At 40.6% G+C, this 21,512-nt stretch carries 16 protein-coding genes, 1 pseudogene and 1 CRISPR repeat array; of the genes and pseudogenes, 9 read left to right on the forward strand and 8 right to left on the reverse strand.

What is annotated here, in order from left to right; translation table 11 throughout:
• The 4 genes and pseudogenes from G1O98_RS05050 to G1O98_RS05065 form a co-directional block, all read right to left on the reverse strand.
• A pseudogene (locus tag G1O98_RS05050) lies at positions 1 to 225 on the reverse strand (IS982 family transposase); the annotation flags it as partial.
• A 107-nt stretch (positions 226 to 332) separates the two neighbouring features.
• A CRISPR array of direct repeats spans positions 333 to 651; the repeat unit is 37 nt; unit sequence CTTTCAATCCCTAATAGGGATTTTGATAAATTGCAAT.
• Positions 652 to 1,016: 365 nt separating this feature from the next.
• Positions 1,017 to 1,340 (reverse strand): hypothetical protein, encoded by a 324-nt coding sequence (locus G1O98_RS05055; protein WP_114080697.1) that lies wholly within the window; start codon positions 1,338 to 1,340, stop codon positions 1,017 to 1,019.
• 292 nt (positions 1,341 to 1,632) lie between these two features.
• Positions 1,633 to 1,812: a chlorophyll a/b-binding protein gene (locus tag G1O98_RS05060; protein ID WP_012407782.1), complete on the reverse strand. Its 180-nt coding sequence runs from the start codon at positions 1,810 to 1,812 to the stop codon at positions 1,633 to 1,635.
• A gap of 321 nt (positions 1,813 to 2,133) precedes the next feature.
• Entirely contained in the window at positions 2,134 to 3,249 is a 1,116-nt protein-coding gene (locus G1O98_RS05065) for a response regulator (protein ID WP_163927572.1), read from the reverse strand.
• A 615-nt stretch (positions 3,250 to 3,864) separates the two neighbouring features.
• Between G1O98_RS05065 and G1O98_RS05070 the strand changes: the two genes are divergently transcribed.
• Positions 3,865 to 7,146: an ATP-binding protein gene (locus G1O98_RS05070; protein WP_163927573.1), complete on the forward strand. Its 3,282-nt coding sequence runs from the start codon at positions 3,865 to 3,867 to the stop codon at positions 7,144 to 7,146.
• 49 nt (positions 7,147 to 7,195) lie between these two features.
• Here G1O98_RS05070 and G1O98_RS05075 read toward each other — a convergent pair whose 3' ends face one another.
• The 4 genes from G1O98_RS05075 to G1O98_RS05090 form a co-directional block, all read right to left on the reverse strand.
• Complete coding sequence (locus G1O98_RS05075) at positions 7,196 to 8,833, reverse strand: alpha/beta hydrolase (RefSeq protein ID WP_163927574.1); 1,638 nt, start codon at positions 8,831 to 8,833, stop codon at positions 7,196 to 7,198.
• A gap of 228 nt (positions 8,834 to 9,061) precedes the next feature.
• Positions 9,062 to 11,485, reverse strand: a complete 2,424-nt coding sequence (locus tag G1O98_RS05080; protein WP_163927575.1) for a glycoside hydrolase family 15 protein — start codon at positions 11,483 to 11,485, stop codon at positions 9,062 to 9,064.
• Between the two features lie 171 nt (positions 11,486 to 11,656).
• Positions 11,657 to 12,499, reverse strand: coding sequence for a cation diffusion facilitator family transporter (locus G1O98_RS05085; protein ID WP_163927576.1), 843 nt, complete (start codon positions 12,497 to 12,499; stop codon positions 11,657 to 11,659).
• 183 nt (positions 12,500 to 12,682) lie between these two features.
• On the reverse strand, positions 12,683 to 13,495 hold the full coding sequence (locus G1O98_RS05090; RefSeq protein ID WP_163927577.1) for an SDR family oxidoreductase: 813 nt from the start codon (positions 13,493 to 13,495) through the stop codon (positions 12,683 to 12,685).
• Positions 13,496 to 14,117: 622 nt separating this feature from the next.
• On the opposite strand from G1O98_RS05090, the gene G1O98_RS05095 reads away from it, so the two are divergent.
• The 8 genes from G1O98_RS05095 (at position 14,118) to G1O98_RS05130 (ending at position 21,339) form a co-directional block, all read left to right on the forward strand.
• Entirely contained in the window at positions 14,118 to 14,612 is a 495-nt protein-coding gene (locus G1O98_RS05095; RefSeq protein ID WP_163927578.1) for a DUF2231 domain-containing protein, read from the forward strand.
• Positions 14,609 to 15,202 carry a DUF2231 domain-containing protein gene (locus G1O98_RS05100; protein ID WP_163927579.1) on the forward strand — a complete coding sequence of 198 codons (594 nt, stop codon included), beginning with the start codon at positions 14,609 to 14,611 and terminating at the stop codon, positions 15,200 to 15,202. Before G1O98_RS05095 ends, G1O98_RS05100 begins: the two co-directional genes overlap by 4 nt.
• Positions 15,203 to 15,226: 24 nt before the next feature.
• Positions 15,227 to 16,141, forward strand: a complete 915-nt coding sequence (locus G1O98_RS05105; RefSeq protein ID WP_163927580.1) for a cytochrome c oxidase subunit II — start codon at positions 15,227 to 15,229, stop codon at positions 16,139 to 16,141.
• A complete protein-coding gene (locus tag G1O98_RS05110) occupies positions 16,131 to 17,807 on the forward strand; it encodes a cbb3-type cytochrome c oxidase subunit I (RefSeq protein WP_163927581.1) in 1,677 nt (558 codons plus the stop codon). Before G1O98_RS05105 ends, G1O98_RS05110 begins: the two co-directional genes overlap by 11 nt.
• Positions 17,808 to 17,881: 74 nt before the next feature.
• Positions 17,882 to 18,541 (forward strand): heme-copper oxidase subunit III, encoded by a 660-nt coding sequence (locus G1O98_RS05115; RefSeq protein WP_167306183.1) that lies wholly within the window; start codon positions 17,882 to 17,884, stop codon positions 18,539 to 18,541.
• A 38-nt stretch (positions 18,542 to 18,579) separates the two neighbouring features.
• Entirely contained in the window at positions 18,580 to 18,825 is a 246-nt protein-coding gene (locus tag G1O98_RS05120) for a hypothetical protein (RefSeq protein WP_163927582.1), read from the forward strand.
• Between the two features lie 44 nt (positions 18,826 to 18,869).
• The gene (locus tag G1O98_RS05125) at positions 18,870 to 20,237 is read left to right on the forward strand and encodes an NAD(P)/FAD-dependent oxidoreductase (protein ID WP_163927583.1); all 1,368 of its coding nucleotides are present in this window, start codon (positions 18,870 to 18,872) and stop codon (positions 20,235 to 20,237) included.
• A 151-nt stretch (positions 20,238 to 20,388) separates the two neighbouring features.
• Positions 20,389 to 21,339 (forward strand): amino acid ABC transporter substrate-binding protein, encoded by a 951-nt coding sequence (locus G1O98_RS05130; RefSeq protein WP_243458345.1) that lies wholly within the window; start codon positions 20,389 to 20,391, stop codon positions 21,337 to 21,339.
• Positions 21,340 to 21,512 lie beyond the last annotated feature (173 nt).

Raw genomic sequence — 21,512 nt, forward strand, 5'->3', positions numbered from 1 at the left:
TAAATCGTTAATTAACATTGAGACATGATGCAATCGCCGATTAAATCGTGACTTTTCTAACATTCGTGGTATCAAATTATGATCTTTCATGTAGCTGCAAGCCTTACTATGATTACCACTAAAGTACATAGCTGCAATTATTGCCGTTGTGATAATTTCTGCATCACTCATTTCACAACGAATATCCTGATCATGTCCAATCGCCTTTAATAGGTCATCTATCACAGAATAGATCGTAACTATTTCATTTAACATATCTTCCTCCTCATTGTCTGTTTGGAGGGATTTTCTTTTTTCTCTACCCCTATGTCATCCCTCTTCCAGAGTAACTAGCAACTTGAGTTAATAGGGATTTTGATAAATTGCAATAGATGATATCTTCCCGTGACAATCACCTGTTTTCTTTCAATCCCTAATAGGGATTTTGATAAATTGCAATTTGTGGATGGTTCTCGCCCGAATTGTCTCTTTCTTTCAATCCCTAATAGGGATTTTGATAAATTGCAATCGTGCTTTATAAAGTGCTTGAACTACACCACTATTACTTTCAATCCCTAATAGGGATTTTGATAAATTGCAATAAGGCGCTGCAAATGATTCTCAAAAATATATTACTTTCAATCCCTAATAGGGATTTTGATAAATTGCAATGCTGGCTTCTGAAAGCTTTGCCCTATTTGGTTTTCGAGGTTCGGTTGCGCGAATGCTGAAATGATAACACGATGAATTGTGATTTGGCTAGAGGCAAATGGCTGAAAACTAGTCTCCATAAGGTGCGCGGATGGTTTGAAATGCGTAGGCGTAGCCCGCCGCCGGCATCGCTCCCCAGTTCTTGCACATAGAACAGTTCAGCCATTTTTCTAGTTACCCCTTTCCCAACACCTACCCATCCGCGCATTTAGCAAAAAAACTAATCTGATTGGAAAGCTGCCTACTTATAAATACCCTACTCGATTAGTTAGAGTGATGCCGGGGTGGGCTACATCTACAAAATACCAGCACCCCCATGATTAACTTTATTTGCCAACGTCTTCAAAGTCTGTTATCGCACAAGCAAACTCCCTAAAAGCTGTTTTAATCAAAACCTCTTTCGTTCCCCTTTCTAGCGAAGAATTACGTATCATGTCTGTTAATTCTATGAACAGTAGAGAAAACATAAAACGATCTTGCCGATCAACTTGTTTCAAGCAAGACGATATAAACTGATAAAGCTCTGTTTTTCTCGGTTTGGTTTGTTCTTCCCATATTTGTAACCCAAGCCGGAAGGTTCTTAAGCGGATCTCGTTGCTATTGAAGGACGCGTCTTTGTAGCGAACAGATACGCGTTGGGGTATTTCCATGAGTTTTAGCTATACATATTCAATGTAAAGTAGTTATTCACTTATATTTTGGCTTAACCGGAAAAATCTGGTATTTTGCACCAATCTCAACAGCCGTCATACATTAGCAACGAATGATGTGCGTGGAATCTAGACGGTTAGTAGGGGGTCGTAACTGTGCATTGATGTCAACTTCAAGTCAAAGCCAGTAAGCAGTTGCAGCCCATCCAGCTTAAACCTGGAAATGAGGTTTTAAAAGGGTTTTGGTTTCAGTAAACACTAATGACAGCCATCTACCCCTACTACGATCAATTTAGAGGATGCCCCAGAAATGGAGTAACCCTTGACCAGAAAAAGCTTCAATCAAAATCGCAGATAAAAAACCAATCATTGCAAGACGACCGTTCCAATTTTCACTTTGAGGAGTGAAGCCAAAACGCACAGCATTAGGATCTTCTGAAACAATAGGCGCAGGATTCTTAAAACCTGTCATGAGTAAAACTCCAAAGTTCAAGTGTTATAGCAGTTGTAACTGTCTGTAAAGTAATGTAACAGATGTTTAAAAAAATGCAACATTGGGTGAATAAAGAAAAGCTGAAGAAAAATCTGCTCAATGAAGAGGCAGGGGGGGAGGGGTAGGCTGAACAGGTGTAGGTATTTAACAAATGTGGCTGTAATAGGGTTTTTCCGTTGGTTGAGAACTCAAATTTTAATTTCTGATTTCCCACCCAAGAACGAAATTTCGTTATTTGAACCACGTTTAGAACTCTGTTTGAGAGTGCCCATTCATGCACAAATAAAAAACCTACACCTGTCAGCCTCCTCCTCCCTCATCTCTGGCAAAGTTAGCAACAATTCGACAACCCGCGCCCGGTTTACTGACAATTTCTAGCTGGGCATTTACTGTAGCCATTCGTTCTCGCATTCCCTGGAGTCCGTATCCGGCAACGGATTGATCGCATTCAAAGCCTTTGCCATTATCTTGGAGTATCAACGATAGCCCCGCCGCCGTTGTTTGAATTCTAATTTGAACAGCTGTGGCATTGGCGTGTTTATAAATATTGGTTAGCCCTTCCTGGATAATGCGATACACAACATGATTTACTGAATCGGAAAGCGGTTGTGACAAATCAATTTTGCAGTATGGTAAGACATCGGTGAGGTGATAAAATTCCTGTGCAAGGTTAGTGATCGCATTTTCGAGTAATTGTCCGTGGAGTGGATCGGAGCGAATTGCCGAAACTGATTCGCGTACCTCTTGCAAGGCTTCAGAACCCAATTTTTTCGCTGCTGATAAAAACGATCGCGCCCGATTAGGATCGGTTTCCCAAAGGGTTAATGCTGTTTCCATTTGCACATTTAGCGCTACGAGAGAATGTCCTAGAGAGTCGTGGATGTCACGCGCAATGCGATTGCGTTCTTCTAGCGCCACCATTTCCTCGATGCGTTGATTCAACGCTTTTTGATGATCGAGCGATCGCCTTAGTTCTGCTTCTGTCTCCTGCAAGCGCCGATTTTGCTCCTGGAGTTGCATTTGTAAGCGGCAAAGGTTGAGTTGATGCTCCATTCGAGCAACCACCTCTTCAATCTGAAAAGGTTTGTTAATAAAATCAACGCCTCCAACCGAAAAGGCTTTCACTTTATCAAATACCTCATTCAACGCACTAATAAAAATGACAGGAATCTCTTGTGTTTGAGGATTAGATTTGAGTCGCTGACATACTTCATAGCCGTTCATTCCGGGCATGGTAATATCGAGCAGAATCAAGTCTGGAGGTTGAGCTTGTATGCCAATCAACGCCATAGAACCATTGGTAACACTCCTCACTTCGTATCCTTGCTCGGTAAGCATTGCTGATAGGAGGCGAAGATTATCTAGAGTGTCATCAACTATGAGAATATCTCCCTTGGATGATTGGCTTAATTCCATACTTCTCAAAGGGCTAAGAGAGTCGTTAATTATCAAGCTAGTGGTAACTTAATGTAAATAAATTATGGATTATAAGTGATAATAAATTCCATCTATGCAACAAATCTATTGATGATATTGGCAATTTCCAAGGCACTGATAAATTTACATTTATTTATATTATTTTTTTATATCCGTTTACCTACTTAAGTTATTTTTATTGGCAGTAATTAAAAAGAAATTGAGTACGTAAAAATTTTCTATTTTAATTACTTTACATAATTTTCTCACAATTTTAAATCAAGTTATAACCTTATTATTATCCGTTTTTTAGCTTGATTTTTCAAGATTGAGTAGCTAGGGCAGCGTACCAGAGTTAGCTCGGTACAAGCAAGCTATATGTAGCGTTTCTTAAAGGAGAAGGACTTAGAGGATTCTGAACTTTTTAAGAAAAAGATAAATTCAAACTCTCACAGAATAGGATGATGTATTAGTTTTCAATATTACCCAAAAGGGTAATATCATCTGAGAGAGTTAATCTTCTATAATTATGCCAAATAGAATTCATCAAAATCAAGAGGCTTCTGTGTAAATATTATTACCCCAACATTGCTGTTTAATTTCAGGAATTCGGATATGCCTTCTTTCACCCTTCAACTTTCAAAGCTTACTAAAAATGTGCAGTTGCGCCACATTCTTGTAGTGCCGTTTGTACTGCAAATTTCTCTAGCCGTAGGGCTAACTGGGTGGCTATCAATACATAATGGGCAACGAGCAGTTAATGAAGTTGCAATCCAACTCCGAAATGAAATCACAGCTCGAATCCAGCAGTACCTAAAGGTATATGTTGAAACGCCTCATAAAATCAATCAACTAAATGCTAATGCCATTAAGCTGGGTGAACTTAATATCCAAAAATTATTAACATTAGAACAACACCTTTGGTATCAACTGAAGACCTTTGACACAGTGACAGCAGTTTACTTTGGGTCAGAATATGGTGAACATGTTGCAGTTCAAAGGGCGGATGATGGTCAGTTTGAGGTGAAACTTTCAGGTAAGTCCACTGGGAATGAAATTCGGATTTACGCCGCAGACCAACCGGGACATTACACTAAATTATTAAGATCCAAGCCTAATTACGATCCTCGGACTCGTCCGTGGTATAAATCGGCAGTTAAGTCTAAGACACCTAGCTGGGGTGGAATTTATAAACTGTTTGCCACACCCAAATATGTGCTAAATGCCAGCTTGCCGATCTATGATGATGGCGGCAATCTGCTCGGCGTTACTGCTGTCGATTTTTCACTGACTGGGATTAGTCAATATCTGCGGAGTCTCAAAATCGGGCGAACGGGTGAAACTTTCATCCTAGAACGCCAAACAGGATTATTGGTTGGGAGTTCTGCCACTCAACAACCCTACGTAATTGCAAATCCGACAGCCCCAATCATAGATCAGAATCCGGTTCGAGTTCAGGCGATCGCCAGTAGTGATATTTTGACGCGACGTACTGCTGATTTTTTGCAGCAACACTTTGTAGACTTAACCCAGATTACCGAAAAACAACAACTAGATTTTGACATTGAGGGTCAACGGCAATTTTTACAAATTGTACCGATGAAGCAGCAGGGATTGGACTGGCTAATCGTTGTAGTTGTCCCAGAACGGGATTTCATGGATCAAATTAATGCGAATACCCGTTCCACAATTTTACTTTGTCTATGTGCCTTTGCACTTGCAACTGGATTGGGCATTCTGACAGCCGGCTGGATTACACAGCCAATTCTCCGACTGGGAAGTACAGCCAAAGCGATCGCCGCCGGGAACTTAGACCAAAAGGTTTCTGTGAACAGTACAACCGAGCTAAACTCTTTGGCGGAGTCTTTTAACCTTATGGCCCATCAGTTGCGTGAATCCTTTTTAGCCCTAGCACGAACCAACGAAGAATTAGAAAGCCGAGTCACGCAACGCACCATAGAACTCGGTGAGAAAAATGCCCAACTTCAGAGGGAAATTCGCGTTAGCGAAGCTGCCCAAAAGAGTCGCCGAAAAGTAGAAGCAGCACTAAAAACATCCGAAGCAGAACTCCGGTTAATGTTCGCTGCTATGACTGATATGGTAGTGGTTTTTGATGCAGAGGGACGTTACCAAAAGTATGTGCAAACAAAGTATGTGCTAACACAATCCTTCGCTTATAAGCCTGATATGGATCGCATTGGCAAAAAAGTTGATGAAGTTTTACCAAAAGAAATCGCCAATTTAATACTTGATGCCATTCAGCAAGCGTTGCATCTGAGAGAAGAACCCAGAAACCCAGATGGAAGTCGCAAAAATGTTTTTGTTGAATACCACTTATCAAACAAGAATCGAGAAACTTGGTTTTTAGCTAGTGTTTCGCCATTAACTGACAATACAGTACTTTGGGTGGCTCGTGATATCACCAAGCTGAAAAAAACCGAAGCCGCGCTCAAGCAAGCCAAAGAAACCGCAGATGCTGCCAACCTCGCCAAAAGCCAGTTTCTCTCTAATATGAGTCATGAACTGCGGACTCCTCTTAACATCATCCTTGGCTTTACCCAACTGCTGCTGCGAAATCGATCGCTCAACTCACAGCAACAGGAATATCTTGACACGATCAACCGCAGTGGCGAAGACTTACTGACCTTAATCAATGATGTATTGGAAATGTCCAAAATTGAAGCAGGTCGAGTTATCCTCAGCGAAACAAATTTTGACCTCTACGGGCTTTTGGATCGCCTGCAACAGATGTTTGCATTGAAAGCCCAATCGAGAGGATTAAAACTCATTTTGGAGCGATCGCCAACCATCCCGCAATACATCTGTGCCGATGAGAGTAAATTACGCCAAGTTCTAGTTAATCTATTAGGAAACGCAATTAAATTTACACGGTTCGGTCAAGTAACCTTGCGGGTAGAAACTCCTCACCAAAACATCACACCAGATGAACCCATTACCCTGAACTTCAGCGTCGAAGATACAGGTTGCGGTATTGCTGATTCTGACTTTAATCGTCTATTTGAGCCATTTGTCCAAACAGAGGCGGGACAAAAAGCTCAAGAAGGGACTGGACTTGGATTACCCATCAGCCAGCGATTTGTGCGGCTCATGGGCGGAGATATCAGGGTAAATAGCACGCTAGGAAAAGGCTCAATTTTTACCTTTGATATCCGAACTCGTGCAGTAATTATGGATACCTTGCCAACGCCTGCACCAAGTCGGCAAGTTATTGGTTTAGAAAAGGGACAACCCAGCTATCGCATTCTGATTGTTGAGGATAAACTAGAAAATCGGCAGCTTCTAATTGAGTTATTAACACCCGTTGGCTTTGAGGTACGGGAAGCGGTAAATGGTCAAGCTGCGATCGAACTTTGGCAAAATTGGTCGCCTCACCTCATTTGGATGGATTTACGGATGCCAATTATGAACGGATTTGAGGCAACCAAACATATTAAAGCAGCAGGCGCTCAAACCCCAATTATCATTGCGTTGACCGGAAGCGCATTTGAGGAAGACCGCTTAACAGCGCTGTCTGTAGGTTTTGATGACTTTGTGCGTAAGCCATTTCGGACGACCGTAATTTTTGAAAAGATGGCTGAATATTTGGGTGTTCGTTATGTTTATGCTGATGAACGAGAAAATCAGGAAAAAGCATCTTGGCCTTCTAACGCTTCATTCATCACACCGAAATTAACGGTTGCAGATTTAAGCGTTATGCCTAGCGACTGGATTGAGCAATTGCATCAGGCAGCGCTTCGAATAAATGCTAAAGAAATTCTTATGCTGATTAAGCAAATTCCTGAGCAACACGCTCATCTGATCGTGGCACTAACCAATCTCGTAGACTACTTCTGCTTTGAAGAAATTATTGCATTAGGGAGTAAAAAAAATAAATAACCCAAAAATGTAGATGCACAAAGCACGTTTGCTTCATCTTGATTAGAGGTTATTTATATTGTTTTAGTTCTTCAGATGTCAGAGATGTAATTAGACTTAACGGTAGTGGTTGCTGACTAATTTTATTAACATATTCTGTACTCAAGTATGGAAGGTAACTTGGCTGTCCAGCAATATACGTTTCAAAGAAAGGAACACTTAAAGCTTTAACATAGCGACGTGCCAAGGCTGGACTTGAACCGACTGCTTGTATAGGAATAGGAATAGTTGCATTAGGTGATTCGGCAATCGTAGAAAAGTGTGTCCCCCCATTGATCAGCGTTAAATACTTATTTGAAGTTGTTAACCAAGTAAAAGGCTGAATTTGTTCTAACAAAGCCGGAGCAACAGTATCAGAACTGCCAGATATAATCATCACAGGAATTTTGATTTGGCTAAGACTAGCTTGACCAAAAATACTGCTACCAACTGGATTAATGACAATTGCTGCTTTTATTCTTGTATCCGATAAATTATATTGGAAATTTGGTAAATTAACACCCAAGCATTGAAGTAATAGCGAAACATTTAACGTATCTTCCAAAGCTGAACAGTCAGCTTTTAATTGCTCAAAATTGATCTTTGCACCGGCTAATGCTAACGCTGTATATCCACCGAATGATTGCCCTATTACACCAACTTGATCTAAATTTAAACGTCCTTGAAAGGTTGGATTAGACTTAGATAACCTAGTGAGTTCATCTAGTAAATATTTAATATCTAAAGGTCTGTCAACAAGTTCTCTAGGATTAGTAACTTGATTTGTTGTACCTTTTAATAATGCTTGTAGTTGTTTTGAATCACTACCCGGATGTTCTGGAACCGCAACCACAAAACCATAAGAAGCGAGATGTTCAGCTAGATATGCAAAACTTGTTCTGTCAGAACCAAGTCCATGCGAAATAACAATTATCTTCCGAGGAGTTGGAGCAACTGGGAGGTAAATATCAGCTAAGAATCTTCTATTACGTGTAAGGTCATTAAGAGTAATGGTTTGCTTTAAGAAACGAAAACTTCCGGTTTTTCCTAAGTCCATCAAGGTAATAGAATCAAGCTTAGAAACAGTAATTACATTTTGTTGAGATTCTTCGTTAATAAGTGCTACTGCATTTTGAGTTTGATTTACTAAATCTTGTAATGTCTCTGCTATTTCTAAAGTCTGGTTTAAGTTAATTGAAATTGAGCTTGCAGGAAACTTGCGTAATATATTTAAAAGAGTAAAATCTTTTTGATCTGCGGCTGATAAAATTAGTGCCGAGCGAATTGCATAAAAGCCTGACAATCTAGATTCTGTCTGAATAATTTTCCCCAATCTTTGTAATAATCGCTCACCAATTGGTGTATAAAGGAACTGCGAAATTTCTACTTCATTTAAGGGAATGCGAGTTAGTAAAACTTTCCGCAGTTGAGTTAGTTGTTTTTTGTCTACATACTTACTATATCCAGCAAAATCATCATCTACATTGCCTGTTTTAGCATAGTTTTCAAGCGAACTAATGGGGATAGACCTTTCTAAAACACCATAACTAAATTTTAGGCGCTCTGCACCGAAAGCGGGATAAGTAGTTAGTGTAGGCAGCAATGCCATACTAAAAATTCTTAAAGCTAATTTCTGCCAAACAGTTTTTTTACCGATAAGATGAGTCATTAGACCACACTAGAGATACTACATTGATTACGCGACGAGAAAATTGGCTGATCATAAAATTTTAGATCGTTGAGGAAAGTTTTCTAGAATTTCCGCTTTGATTGTTTAAGTTAATTCGTGGGAAGGCAATAGGCAATAGGCAAAAAGGCTTTTTGAGTTGTACGAAGGAGGTATTTTTAAAAAATTAAATATTAGCCATATAATAATTATGTTTTCTGGAAAGACTAATTACTCAACTAAAACTGTATAATTATGCTGTTCCCATTTGCTGCTTTCAATCCAGAAAAAGGTAAAGTTTATTGGCTGTTGTTGGTTATTTGAAACAGAGATATCTACAAAGTCCACTCCTAATTTTGTGAAAGTAGAAGGCGTATCTTTTACGGTTTGCCAATTATCCTGCGACCAATGCAACCGAAAAGAAGCTAAAGCGTGAATTCGCAATGTATAACCTTTTTTAACTTTGTCTATTTGACGGTTAAACTTCCACATTTCCAATAATTTACACTCTTGTCTTTCGCCTAAATAGCGATTCGCCACCTCTGGAATAAAATCAAACACCTGATTGTCATGATTTGAGCGTACCAGCTTGATATACTCTGCGTGCGCCCACATTAAAGGCATGGCGGAACCTGTTGGTTTTCCTAAATATAGATGGCTTTCAGGTCTATCTCCTTCATCCCAAACCTGTTCTGGTAGCAAACAAGTGTTTGAAGCAAATCCTTCCATTGCCTTGATATATGTTTTGACATCACCACCAACAGCTAGTTCATAATGTCCCCTCTCTCCTGTCAAGAGAGGCCAAGCGCGTCCCTTACCCCAACCAGTGTAAGGACTGCCATCTTCTTGCTGTCCATAGCCATCGTGGTTGTAACGATGCCAACAAGGCCCAACGGGTGTATCTACTTTCAAGACTGCATCAATTACTTTGACAGAATCAACAATAATCGGATCATCAGGTTTACGAATTCCATAGCGTACTAGTTGCAAAAAGCCTGCATCCACAATTTCTTTCGCAGGAAATTCTGCTGGTTCACCAGGAGGTTGACTGCTAATCAAAATAGTTCCCTGATTAGGATTTTCGTTGGGTTGAGGATTATTAATATCTGTAGGAGTAATGCGGATGTAATGCCGATTGATGCCAGGAACAAGAGTGCCTTCGGTAGTAACTGTCCAAGCTTCAACGTGACATTCTAAAAAATCGGCGTATTCTTCGATAAATTGTGCTGTTACTTCATCCCCACGTTCACGAACAAATTTAGCAGCGCAGATTAAAGCGGCAATATTAGATGCCAGTGTAGAAGGTGAATAGCCGCTGTTTTCTTCCCAGCGTTCTTGTTGGGTAGCCGGGCCATGACGAATTAAATAACCTGCTGCCCGTAAAATCATGGGATAAATATCAAAGTTCAGTGGTATTTTTTGTTGGTGCAGTAGCCATGCTAGTAGAATAGGAAATCCCACTTCATCTAGTTGAATACCCTTCCAGTAAGGTTCCCCATTAACCCAGAAATTTTGGGCAAAACCGCCGTCTTCCTGCTGACTCGTGGCCAGATAGATTAGCGATCGCACTGCTGTTTCAGTTTCCCCAGCAGCCAATAAACCTGATACACTGCTAACCATATCCCGCGTCCAGACAAGGTGATATCCCCCTTGGTCTTGGTCGTCTTTGGCTTCACCCCAAGGAATTGCTAGGGAAGCAATTAAAGCACCTGGATAAGTTTTGTCTTCATGGGCCAAAAGCAGACTAATGCTGTGGTGATACAAGTTACCATCATCGAATGAAATATTTTCTAATGGTTTGATGCCCTGGCGCGTAGATGCAAAGCGGCTTGTCGTTAGACATCGCTTCCACTGTTCGATATAATGTTGCTTCTGCTGTTGAAAAGGAATATTTAGCGACTGAAACAGTGTGGAAATTGCATTGTGCAGAGTTGTACCAAATGCTAGTCCCAAAGTGAACTCGTGACTCTCATTTAGATTTAGTTGTCCAGTCAAAGCAATGTTGCCATCCAAAGCACTGTCAAACTCCCAATCCATCTGGAAATTATCAGCTAAATCTGTCCACCCATCACTTTGACCAACATAACCACATGAAAGACGGGCAAAGGGAACCGTTGCACCTAGCACCATCCATCTTCCTGCTTTCTCGGCCGTTAGAATCCGATGTCCAGCAACTTCTATGACGTAACCATTGTTACCTCTGCCGCCAACTTCCAAATGTGGCGCACACAAAGCGTATAGCTGGAGTTGCGAGATAAACTCGCTCTCTCCTATTAACTTTGTATGTTGTAAAATACAGGAGAAATGGGGGTCAGCAATCACTTCTTTGATCGCAGCATAACGCCCTTGTGGATCAGAATTAGTGACGCGGTATCCTAAACCATGAGTCCACATCTGTTCAACTTTTGATTCCAGATGCCGTTTCTCGTCATGGAAAAAGCTTTTGCCATCAGAAATTAGATATTGCAAATCTCGAATTTGGGGTCTGTCTACTGTGGGGTGGTAGACTTCTGTCACAACACCGTTGCAAACAGTAAACCAAACCCGACTAGAGGTAAAATAAGCTGTTCCGACTGCATCTTTATTGGCATGAGTCCATCGAGGCTCGATACCTGGTGAACCAAAAGCCTGTGCTTGACCAATAATCTTTACCATAATTGATTGTGCCGATAAGCTTTGAGTGCTATTTGGAAATGCTGTAGTTGATATTTATCGAAACAAAATTCTCCTTCAATTGAAAGGTTGAGAATATTTGCGAGTAGCAGCTAAAGACTTTGCTTCAATAAAAATTTGTTTTATTTCTGGATGCTTTCGGCGAATTTTTATTTATAAACGTTCTACAGTTAATGCTATTTCTTCGCCTGTGAGATTTTTAGAAAACTGGATTTCCAAGTTGAGTAATACTTCTTGTGGAGCAAGTTGCATTGTTAGTACCCGAATAACTTCTTGTACCCCTGGTTCTGTTTTTGATAAAGAACGGATATTGGCTATAGTTTGAGGATTAGCACTTTCACCAACTAATAATCCTTTACTTTCTCTAGCTAGTAAGACTGCTACTATAGACAAGATAATACCAATAATAATAGAGGCAATACCATCAAAATAAACATTATTAAATAAATGTCCTAAAAAAATTCCGATCAAAGCCACAATTAAGCCTAAAATTGCGGCAGTATCCTCAAATAATATTGTAAATACTGTTGGGTCTTTACTATTTTTGATTGCTTGCCAAAAATTTTCCTTACCCTTGGTCGGCAAAAATTCTTTTAAAGCTACAGTCCAAGAAAAGCCTTCCAATATTATTGCGATACTCAATACAATATAATTCCATATTGGATCTTCTAAAGGGCTGGGGTTAATTAAATGAGTAATTCCTTCATAAATTGACATCCCACCACCAATTGCAAAGATCAGGATAGCAACGATAAAAGTCCAGAAATAAAGTTCTTGACCATATCCAAAGGGATGGCTATCATCTGCTGGTTTTTGGCTTCTGTGCAGTCCTAGCAAAAGTACAAGTTGGTCGCCTGTATCTACAACTGAATGAATTCCCTCAGAAATCATGGCGGAACTGCCAGTAATGGAGGCGGCTATAAATTTAGTAATTGCGATCGCTAAGTTAGACCCTATCGCTGCAAAGATTGTTTTTTTAGATGAATCAGTTGCCATGAGCGTAAATAAGAGCTATCCAGAAACTTAGGTGCATCGTGCATCCCACATACAATCTCGTGTCTGACAGTTAAAAGTAAACTATCAGAAGGTATAAGATAGCTTTACTATGAGACTCATATTTGATTGCGTGAAAAAACCCCCTACAACTCAAAAAGCCTTATTTCCTATTGCCTCTTGCCTTTAACCATTTTCCGTAAATCCTGGATACAAGGTCATGCCGCCATCAATAAATAGTGTTGTACCGTTAACATAATCAGAGTCATCAGAGGCTAACCAAACTGCTGCTTTGGCAATATCATCAACATTTCCTACACGTTTTGCCGGGATCAGTTTTAGTAACTTTGCTTCTGCTTCGGGAGTATCCCAAGCTGATTTGTTAATTGGGGTTTTGATAGCACCAGGAGCAATACTATTAACGCGAATTTTATGGGGGGCAAGTTCTTGGGCAATACTTTTCATCATCATATTAATACCACCCTTGCTAGTAGCATAATTAACATGACCAGCCCAAGGGATTACTTCATGCACGGAACTCATGCAAATAATTTTACCTGCTGCACAAGAAATATTAGGCTTCACACCTCGACGCAAGAATTCCTTTGCAGCTTCCCTAGCACACAAGAATTGTCCCGTCAGATTTATCCCAATAACTGCATTCCATTGCTCAATGGTCATATCGATAAATGCTGAATCTTTTTGAATGCCAGCATTACTTACTAAAATATCAATAGTGCCAAATTCTTGAAGCGTTTTGCTAAACATCGCTTTTACTTGGTCTTCTTTGCTGACATCGGCTTGAATAGCGAATGCTTCTCCATTATTAGCTTTGATATCATCAACAATTTTGTGGGCTGATTCAGCTTCAGAATGGTAGTTGATGGCTACTGCTGCACCTGATGCAGCAAAATTGCGAGCAATGGCTTCACCAATCCCAGAACTAGCACCTGTCACCAGTGCTTTTTGACCTTTAAGCAGGTAAGGGGAATAGCTCATAATGCTTTCAATACTTTTCAAACGTGTATTCTTTGTAAGTGGCTGAAGGCTTGCATAATATGATAATTTTGCTTGCTTTGTGTAGTATTGCCTGAGCAAATTTAGATTATCAAATCGTTAAAATATCGATGAGACTAACAAAATCTTTTAGTATTTTAAGAGAACTTAGTATTTTACTAATCTATCCAGAGAAAGAGAAAAGTATATTCTTTTACTGACCAATATTTTAATTGTTTGTCATTCTTATGACAATACTATGTCTTTCTTTCTAAGATTTGTTAAGTTATAGATTTTAAGGCTATTTCAATCTGAACAATAATTTATGGTATATTCAGAGAAAGCTAGTTTATCAGTTTGAGTTGATATCGATTGGTATACTAAATAGACGAAAAGTCTAGCTATTGTGATTAGTTTTTATGTTTAAATAAATAATTACTAAAAAACAGTAGATACGAGAAAATTCTGATTTTAAAATATGTTTTAAAATTTTAAATGTATCACGTTTTTTGAATTTTTTTTAATTACTTGATATGCGGCTTTAGCACTAGCATTCTTGACAATATGAATGATGCGTTAGGCGGATAGCATCTATCTAAATACTTAGACTTATAAGGAAAAAGCGATGCCTGCTCTGTCTCTGAATAGCCAAAATTTACCATACCCCGATCCTTTGCACCCAATTATCGTTCACTTTGTGATTGCAATGGTGCTTTTTTCCTTCGTGTGTGATGTTCTAGGCTATTTCACCCGCAACGTGCGTTTATTTGAGGTGAGTTTTTGGAATATGTTTGTTGCTGCGATCGCAATTTTCATCGCAATTATCTTTGGCCAGTTTGAAGCCGGACTAGCACAAGCCCAGAAAGCAGCCCAGTCAACGCTGAATTATCATACCGTCTTGGGTTGGTCATTAGCGGCGATGGTTGCCGCGATCGCAGCTTGGCGTTTTGTGATTCGCAACCGCAGCCCCCGAAAAGTACCACCAGCTTATCTGGGGGTTGCAACATTGTTAGTCTGCCTAGTATTTTTGCAAGTGTATTTGGGGAGTAAACTGTTTTGGGTGTATGGGTTGCACGTTGAGCCTGTAGTTCAAGCTTTGAAACAGGGAGTTTCACCATGAACCCACAACTGATTGAGCAGTTGAGATTGCGGCTGGGTGCTAACGGATTACCCTACGAGATTCCTTTACATCCCCAGTTGGTGCATCTAACGCTGGGTTTGTTCATCATTGCCATCATTTTTGACATAGCAGGAGTGTTGTTTTCTTTAGAAAAACCAATTTTCAAATTTCTGGGATTGGCCGCCATCCGTTCTAGCTTTTTTGATGTCGGCTGGTACAACCTCATAGCAGCAGCAGCTATTACATTTTTCACGGTTGCGGCTGGTTTTTTTGAGCTACTTTTGGCAAATCCACCAGTAGATCAAAAGAGTGCTTGGGGGTTGAGTCCTGCTTGGACGATGCTTTTACATGGTTTGGGTGGCGTTTTGCTGTTGGCGATTATTGTCACTATGACTGTATGGAGAGGTTGGCAACGCTATCGCTGGCGTAAGGATGCTTCCAGACAGGTGCAGTGGAGTTACTTGTTAGCAGGGATTGCGATGCTAGGCATATTATTCGTCCACGGAACATTGGGGGCGCAATTGGGAGAAGAATTTGGGATTCATGTTACTGCTGCTAATACGATTTCTAAAAATGTTGACACCAAATAATTAAACGAGAATTTATTAAATTTTATGTTTAGTGTTTTTGAATATGTATTAATAGCGGTTTATGTAGCAGTGTTGCTCGTCGTCAGTCGGTGGATTGGGCAACAAGCGTTTTCTTGGATGCCTCCCCAAGCTACAGCAGAAGCACAACGGGTAGATGATTTATTTAGCTTCTTAGTTTCAATTGGAGCATTTATCTTACTTGGGCTAGTTGGCGTTATGGTGTATGCGATCGCATTCCATCGCGCCCCTCCAGAAGACTACACCGAGGGACACCCCTCTAGAGGTGATACGAGGCTAGAAATATTGTGGACAGCAACCCCGACTTTGTTAGTAGTGTGGATTGCCTTTCAAAGCTTCAATATTTATCAGCAGTTAAATATTTTAGGTCTAAAGCAAATTGTGCATTTGCATACACCTATAGAATCTGCCTCTGCCGCAACCATCAGCGATGTCCCTAAACCTGCATCTGAAACTATTGATGTTTTCGTTAAGCAGTGGGATTGGTCTTTTCGTTATCCAAATAATGTTACTAGCAATCAACTGCATCTACCTATTAATCAAAGCACTCGCTTAAATCTGCAAGCGCAGGATGTAATCCACGGTTTCTACGTCCCTGAGTTTCGCTTAAAGCAGGATATTATTCCAGGACGCGACATTGATATTGTGCTAACGCCCATTCGTGCAGGCAAATATCGGCTGAAAGATTCTCAATTTAGCGGTACTTACTTTGCCTTAATGGAAACGGATGTATACGTTGAATCCCTCAATCAATATAATCAGTGGCTCACGCAAACTGCTAATAGCGAACAAACCCCTGTAAATCAGGCAGTTGCCGAAAATATCCAACCACCAAAAACATTGTTTAATAGCGGCTGGTATACCGTCACACCTGCTCAACCTGGCATTGCCAATAAAAGGAAGCAAAATAATGACACATGATTTTAGTCAAGATATTACCGGGGATCGAGAATCGAAAAATTATCAGAACCAAGAGGGTAATAATTGGCGGGAATATTTCAGTTTCAACACCGATCATAAGGTGATTGGAATTCAGTACATGGTGATGACCTTCATTTTCTTCCTGATTGGCGGGCTGTTGGCGATGTTGATCCGGGCTGAGTTGCTCACCCCAGAATCGAATCTGGTCGATCGCCCGCTTTATAACGGTTTGTTCACCATGCACGGGACAATCATGATTTTCCTGTGGATTATTCCCTTCAATGCAGGGCTTTCTAACTATTTAGTACCGTTAATGATTGGAGCGCGGGACATGGCTTTTCCCCTGCTCAACGCCATCTCTTTTTGGATTTTGCCACCCGCAGGTCTTTTACTACTATCTAGCTTCTTCCTGCCAAATGGGACTGCACAATCTGGCTGGTGGTCTTATCCACCAATTAGTCTGCAAATCCCAGGCGGTGAACTGATTAACGGTGAATTTTTATGGATAGTCAGTTTAGTTTTGATAGGCATCTCTTCAATCATGGGGGCTGTCAACTTTGTGACAACCATCTTTTGGATGCGGGCCCCAGGGATGACATTTTTTCGGATGCCTGTGTTTGTTTGGTCGGTTCTCAGTGCCCAGTTATTGCAACTGATTAATTTACCTGCCTTGACGGGTGCATTGGTACTGCTGTTGTTTGACCTATCCTTTGGTACACAATTTTTTAAACCGGATGGGAATGGCGATCCGATCATTTATCAACATCTATTTTGGTTCTACTCTCACCCAGCAGTTTATATCATGGCACTACCAGCCTTCGGTATTTTTGCTGAGGTGCTGCCTGCATTTTCTCGCAATCCCCTATTTGGTTATCGGTCAGTGGCGATCGCAACCTTGGGTATTGCTTTTATCAGCATCTTCGTTTGGGCACATCACATGTTCACCAGTGCAACCCCCGGTTGGATGCGGATGACCTTCATGGCTACCTCAATGTTAGTTGCCATACCCACCGGTATTAAAGCCTTCGCTTGGACTGCCACCATCTGGAGAAGCAAGCTACATCTAGAGACACCAATGCTGTTTGCAATGGGAGGTGCAGCCATGTTTATTTTTGGCGGTGTTACTGGTGTAATGCTTGCTGCCACGCCCTTTGATATCCATGTTAATAACACCTACTTTGTTGTGGGACACTTCCATTACATCGTTTTTAACACGATTACAATGGCAATCTTCGCGGCAATTTACTACTGGTTTCCCAAAATAACTGGAAGAATGTATGCCGAGGGTTGGGGCAAATTACATTTTTGGCTAACCTTTATACCTGCCAATATCACCTTCTTCTCCATGCACCCATTAGGTTTACAAGGGATGCTACGCCGAGTTTCTTCCTACGAACCACAGTATCAAGGATGGAACGTCATCGCTAGTTTGGCTTCATTTTTACTAGGAGCATCCACACTGCCTTTCATTGCTAACATAGTAGGCTCTTGGCTTTACGGGCCGAGGGCAGTTGATAATCCTTGGCACACTACTGGATTGGAATGGACAACCTCTTCACCACCTCCGCGAGATAACTTTGAAGAGATTCCAATTGTCACAAGACCTCCTTATGACTACGGCAATCCAAAGTACTCAGTAATCGAAAATTCTAACAACATGGAGTAAGAAATTAGACTGATTTTAATTACGAATTACGAATTACGTAGCTTGCTTCTCGCCTTTGGCGAGTATTACGAATTATGCGTCGTACTCATATAGATGAAAGTCCAATCCGTTTTGATTTGTGGCGGCGACGCTTACCAAATTGGTTACAGCGCTTCCTACCAAGTGGTGGTGGCAGTCATGAAGATCATCATGGTAAAGGAATGTTCGGATTCACCGTATTCCTGCTGTCAGAAAGCATCATTTTTTTGAGTTTTATCTTTACTTATGTTGCTCTACGACTGAATAGTAAAAACTGGCTACCGCCTGGTATTTCGGGACCGGAATTGTCTACACTCGTGATTATTAATACGGTAGTATTACTTTCTAGTAGCTTTGTCATTCAACCAGCAGAAAATGCCCTCAAGCGTAATCAACTCACAAAATTTCGTTGGCTATGGTTAATAACGATCGCAATGGGAAGTTACTTCTTAGTTGGTCTGTTAATTGAGTGGAAAAATCTCGATTTCAAGATTACTACAGGATTAGTTGGTTCGACATTTTACTTACTAACAGGCTTCCACGGTCTACACGTCCTGGCTGGTGTTGTGCTTCAGATAATTATGCTGATTCGTTCATTCATCCCAGGCAACTATAATAAAACTCACTTCGGGACAAGTGCGACTACTCTTTTTTGGCACTTTGTTGATGTAGTTTGGGTCTTTCTTTTCTCGCTTCTCTACCTTTGGCGGGCATAAAAAAATTCATAAATTCCAGTATTTTAAGGAGTAATGTGATGAATCTATTCTTACAAGAAATACCAGCCTCCGAACGTACCCTAAAAACAATTCAAGAAACTCCAGCACCAAGTCAAGATCCATTAATTGCACGCGGATTACAAAAAGAGCAATACGCTGGCATTATTGGGCTAGCGATCGCTCTGATTGCTGCTGTCGGATTTTTTAGTCAGAGAGTTGAATATGCTATTGCATTTGCTGTGTTCCTCAGCGCTATTTTGATAGCTTTGTTTTTATTCATCTAGCAAAGCTTTCATTATCTGATTTAACAACATTTGTGAGGGATTTTATGAACAGCCCAGTTTATCAAACTGTGATTGTCGGCGGTGGTTTTTCAGGGCTATTTACAGCCTTACATTTAGCTCACGAACATTATCCTCGTTCTGTTATCTTGATTGATAAAGACGAGCGCTTTTGCTTTAAGCCGCTACTATATGAATATTTCGATGGCGAGATGGATACCTTTCAGGTAGTCCCACGTTTTTCGGAACTACTTAAAGGTAGTGGTGTCATCTTTGTGCAAGATACAGTGCAATCGATAGACTTGCATCAACGGGAAGTCAAATTAGTATCGGGAAACTCCTATAATTACAGCAACTTAGTATTAGCCTTGGGCAGCGTTACTGGCTATCATCAAGTTGAAGGTGCTAATGTTAATGCCTTTCCTTTCTGGACGCAAGCAGATGCGATCGCTCTTGACCGTCATTTACGTGATTGTTTGCACAAAGCCGTCCAAACTGAAGATTTAGAACAACGCCGAAAACTACTAACAGTAGTCATTGTTGGTGGTGGTGCAAGTGGTGTAGAAATGGCAGCTACTCTAGCTGATTTTCTCCCACATTGGTATAGCGCTTTGGGAGGAGATTCAAGTGAAATTCGTGTAGTACTACTCAATCATGGTAAAGAAATCCTTGATGGCGATATAAATAACCCATTGCGTGAAATTGCCGAACGGGAATTGAACAAACGTGCTGTGCCAATAGAGATGATTGTGGAAGCAGAAGCTACTGCTATTGGTTCCAACTCAATTCAATATAAGCGTAACGAGCAAATTGAGACATTAGCTACACATACTACAGTTTGGACTGCTGGCACTTCTACCCATCCACTGATTAAAGATTTGCCAATTCCTAAAGAACATCGAGATCGTCGCGATCGCCTTTTAGTTACTCCCACCTTACAATTACTCGATTTTCCAGAAGTTTTTGTCGGTGGTGATTGTGCAGCAGTTCAGGATAATTCGCTACCGCCTACGGCTCAAGTGGCTTATCAGCAAGGAGCCAGTATTGCCCAGAATTTGAAAGCGATCGCTCTAGGAGAAGACCTCAAACCTGTTAAGGTTAACATCCGAGGAACTCTTTTGAAATTGGGGATAAATGATGCTGCTGCTAACCTTTTCAATGTTTTTGAAGTTGCAGGCGAATCTGGGCATTTAATCCGTCAAGGCACTTATTTAACGCTATTGCCAACACCAATTCACGACTTTAAAGCAACAACGGAATGGGTGGATGAAGAGATTTTCCATCACCACCTTGACCCTCATGATGTCGGTAAAAAAGTGGTGCAAGCAGCGGAAATAGTTGGCGCAGGAGTTGTAGGTATTCTAGCTGCGAGAAAATTACTGAAAATGTTGGGAGATGAGGATAAAAAAGAGTAGGTAGGGAATCTCCTTTAATACAAGGTAAATTGCCAGCACAAAGGTTTCCTTTAAGTCTCTAATGTGAAGAATCATTTCTAGAACTGCTTACTTGGCAATTCACAGAGATAATTTTTTTACTTTGATACTGTGGATGCCCAAATATTTGAATATGTTTGTTAGTACTAAAATAAATCTCTCGTGTTTACCTGCTTTTACTAAGTCGAAGATATATAGTGCGATATTCGGTTTGATATTATCAGCATCCCTACCTGGTGTTGCAGGGGCAGAAACTGTGATGCAAAAAGTAGCACGAACAGGAGTATTAACAGCAGGTACAAGTAGAGATGCTTTACCCTTTGCATATTCTGACAGTCAAGGAAAATTGATTGGTTATTCTGTGGATATGCTGACTTTGATCCAGAAGCAGTTAGAAAAAGAATTAGGCAAGAAAATTCAACTTAAATTAGTTGGAGTTACCCCAGCAGAAAGAATTCCCAAGATAATTAATCGACAAGTTGATATTATCTGTGATGCGAGTAGTTTTACTTGGGAGCGAGATAAAAAGGTTGATTTTTCAATCAGCTATGGTGTCACAGGTACGCAAATTTTAATTAAGAAGGACAGCAATTTAGGTTCGCCTGAATCTCTCATTAACAAGCGTGTGGGTGTGCTGGCTGGAACTACCAATGAACAAGCCATCAAGCAGATACAACCCCAAGTCAAACTTGTATATTTTAAGACTAGAGCAGAAGGATTTGCGGCTTTGGAACAGGGTAAAATTGACGCTTTTGCATCCGATAGTATTCTTTTAGAGGGATGGTTACAAACAGCAAAAAATCAAGATAGTTTTGCGATCGCACCTCCTCGTCCCTATTCACGAGAAGGAATTGCTTGTATGGTTCCTGAGAATAACTCTAAATTCCTCGATTCAGTGAACTATTCCCTCGTCAAGTTTATGCAAGGATTTGTCAACGATAACCCCAAATATGTTGCGATTTTTGACCGTTGGTTTGGTTCTCAAGGTGTTGTATTTCTAAATCGAGACTTACGTGATTTAGCTGTGGAAACCATGCAATTGATGATAGAGTTTCACGAAGATATTCCCCAGAAAGATTTGTAGGCTGTAGTTAAGCTACATTGGTGTCAACTTAAGCTCAAACACTCAATTTACCGTAGTTTTAGATCCCCCAACCCCCTTAAAAAGGGGGCAAAAAACTCTAGTTCCCCCCTTTTTAAGGGGGGTTAGGGGGGATCAAAAATCTAGGTGGTACATCTAAAATTTTTGAAATGCTT

It is taken from the genome of Nostoc sp. UIC 10630, assembly GCF_010747425.1.
Taxonomy (GTDB): domain Bacteria; phylum Cyanobacteriota; class Cyanobacteriia; order Cyanobacteriales; family Nostocaceae; genus Nostoc.

What these genes read in the sequence shown, in the direction of transcription:
- G1O98_RS05125 (WP_163927583.1), top strand. Translation starts at nt 18,870, where the DNA reads ATGAACAGCCCAGTTTATCAAACTGTGATTGTCGGCGGTGGTTTTTCA.
- G1O98_RS05120 (WP_163927582.1), top strand. Translation starts at nt 18,580, where the DNA reads ATGAATCTATTCTTACAAGAAATACCAGCCTCCGAACGTACCCTAAAA.
- G1O98_RS05100 (WP_163927579.1), top strand. Translation starts at nt 14,609, where the DNA reads ATGAACCCACAACTGATTGAGCAGTTGAGATTGCGGCTGGGTGCTAAC.
- G1O98_RS05130 (WP_243458345.1), top strand. Translation starts at nt 20,389, where the DNA reads ATGTTTGTTAGTACTAAAATAAATCTCTCGTGTTTACCTGCTTTTACT.
- G1O98_RS05070 (WP_163927573.1), top strand. Translation starts at nt 3,865, where the DNA reads ATGCCTTCTTTCACCCTTCAACTTTCAAAGCTTACTAAAAATGTGCAG.
- G1O98_RS05085 (WP_163927576.1), bottom strand. Translation starts at nt 12,499, where the DNA reads ATGGCAACTGATTCATCTAAAAAAACAATCTTTGCAGCGATAGGGTCT.
- G1O98_RS05110 (WP_163927581.1), top strand. Translation starts at nt 16,131, where the DNA reads ATGACACATGATTTTAGTCAAGATATTACCGGGGATCGAGAATCGAAA.
- G1O98_RS05080 (WP_163927575.1), bottom strand. Translation starts at nt 11,485, where the DNA reads ATGGTAAAGATTATTGGTCAAGCACAGGCTTTTGGTTCACCAGGTATC.
- G1O98_RS05090 (WP_163927577.1), bottom strand. Translation starts at nt 13,495, where the DNA reads ATGAGCTATTCCCCTTACCTGCTTAAAGGTCAAAAAGCACTGGTGACA.
- G1O98_RS05095 (WP_163927578.1), top strand. Translation starts at nt 14,118, where the DNA reads ATGCCTGCTCTGTCTCTGAATAGCCAAAATTTACCATACCCCGATCCT.
- G1O98_RS05065 (WP_163927572.1), bottom strand. Translation starts at nt 3,249, where the DNA reads ATGGAATTAAGCCAATCATCCAAGGGAGATATTCTCATAGTTGATGAC.
- G1O98_RS05115 (WP_167306183.1), top strand. Translation starts at nt 17,882, where the DNA reads ATGCGTCGTACTCATATAGATGAAAGTCCAATCCGTTTTGATTTGTGG.
- G1O98_RS05055 (WP_114080697.1), bottom strand. Translation starts at nt 1,340, where the DNA reads ATGGAAATACCCCAACGCGTATCTGTTCGCTACAAAGACGCGTCCTTC.
- G1O98_RS05105 (WP_163927580.1), top strand. Translation starts at nt 15,227, where the DNA reads ATGTTTAGTGTTTTTGAATATGTATTAATAGCGGTTTATGTAGCAGTG.
- G1O98_RS05075 (WP_163927574.1), bottom strand. Translation starts at nt 8,833, where the DNA reads ATGACTCATCTTATCGGTAAAAAAACTGTTTGGCAGAAATTAGCTTTA.
- G1O98_RS05060 (WP_012407782.1), bottom strand. Translation starts at nt 1,812, where the DNA reads ATGACAGGTTTTAAGAATCCTGCGCCTATTGTTTCAGAAGATCCTAAT.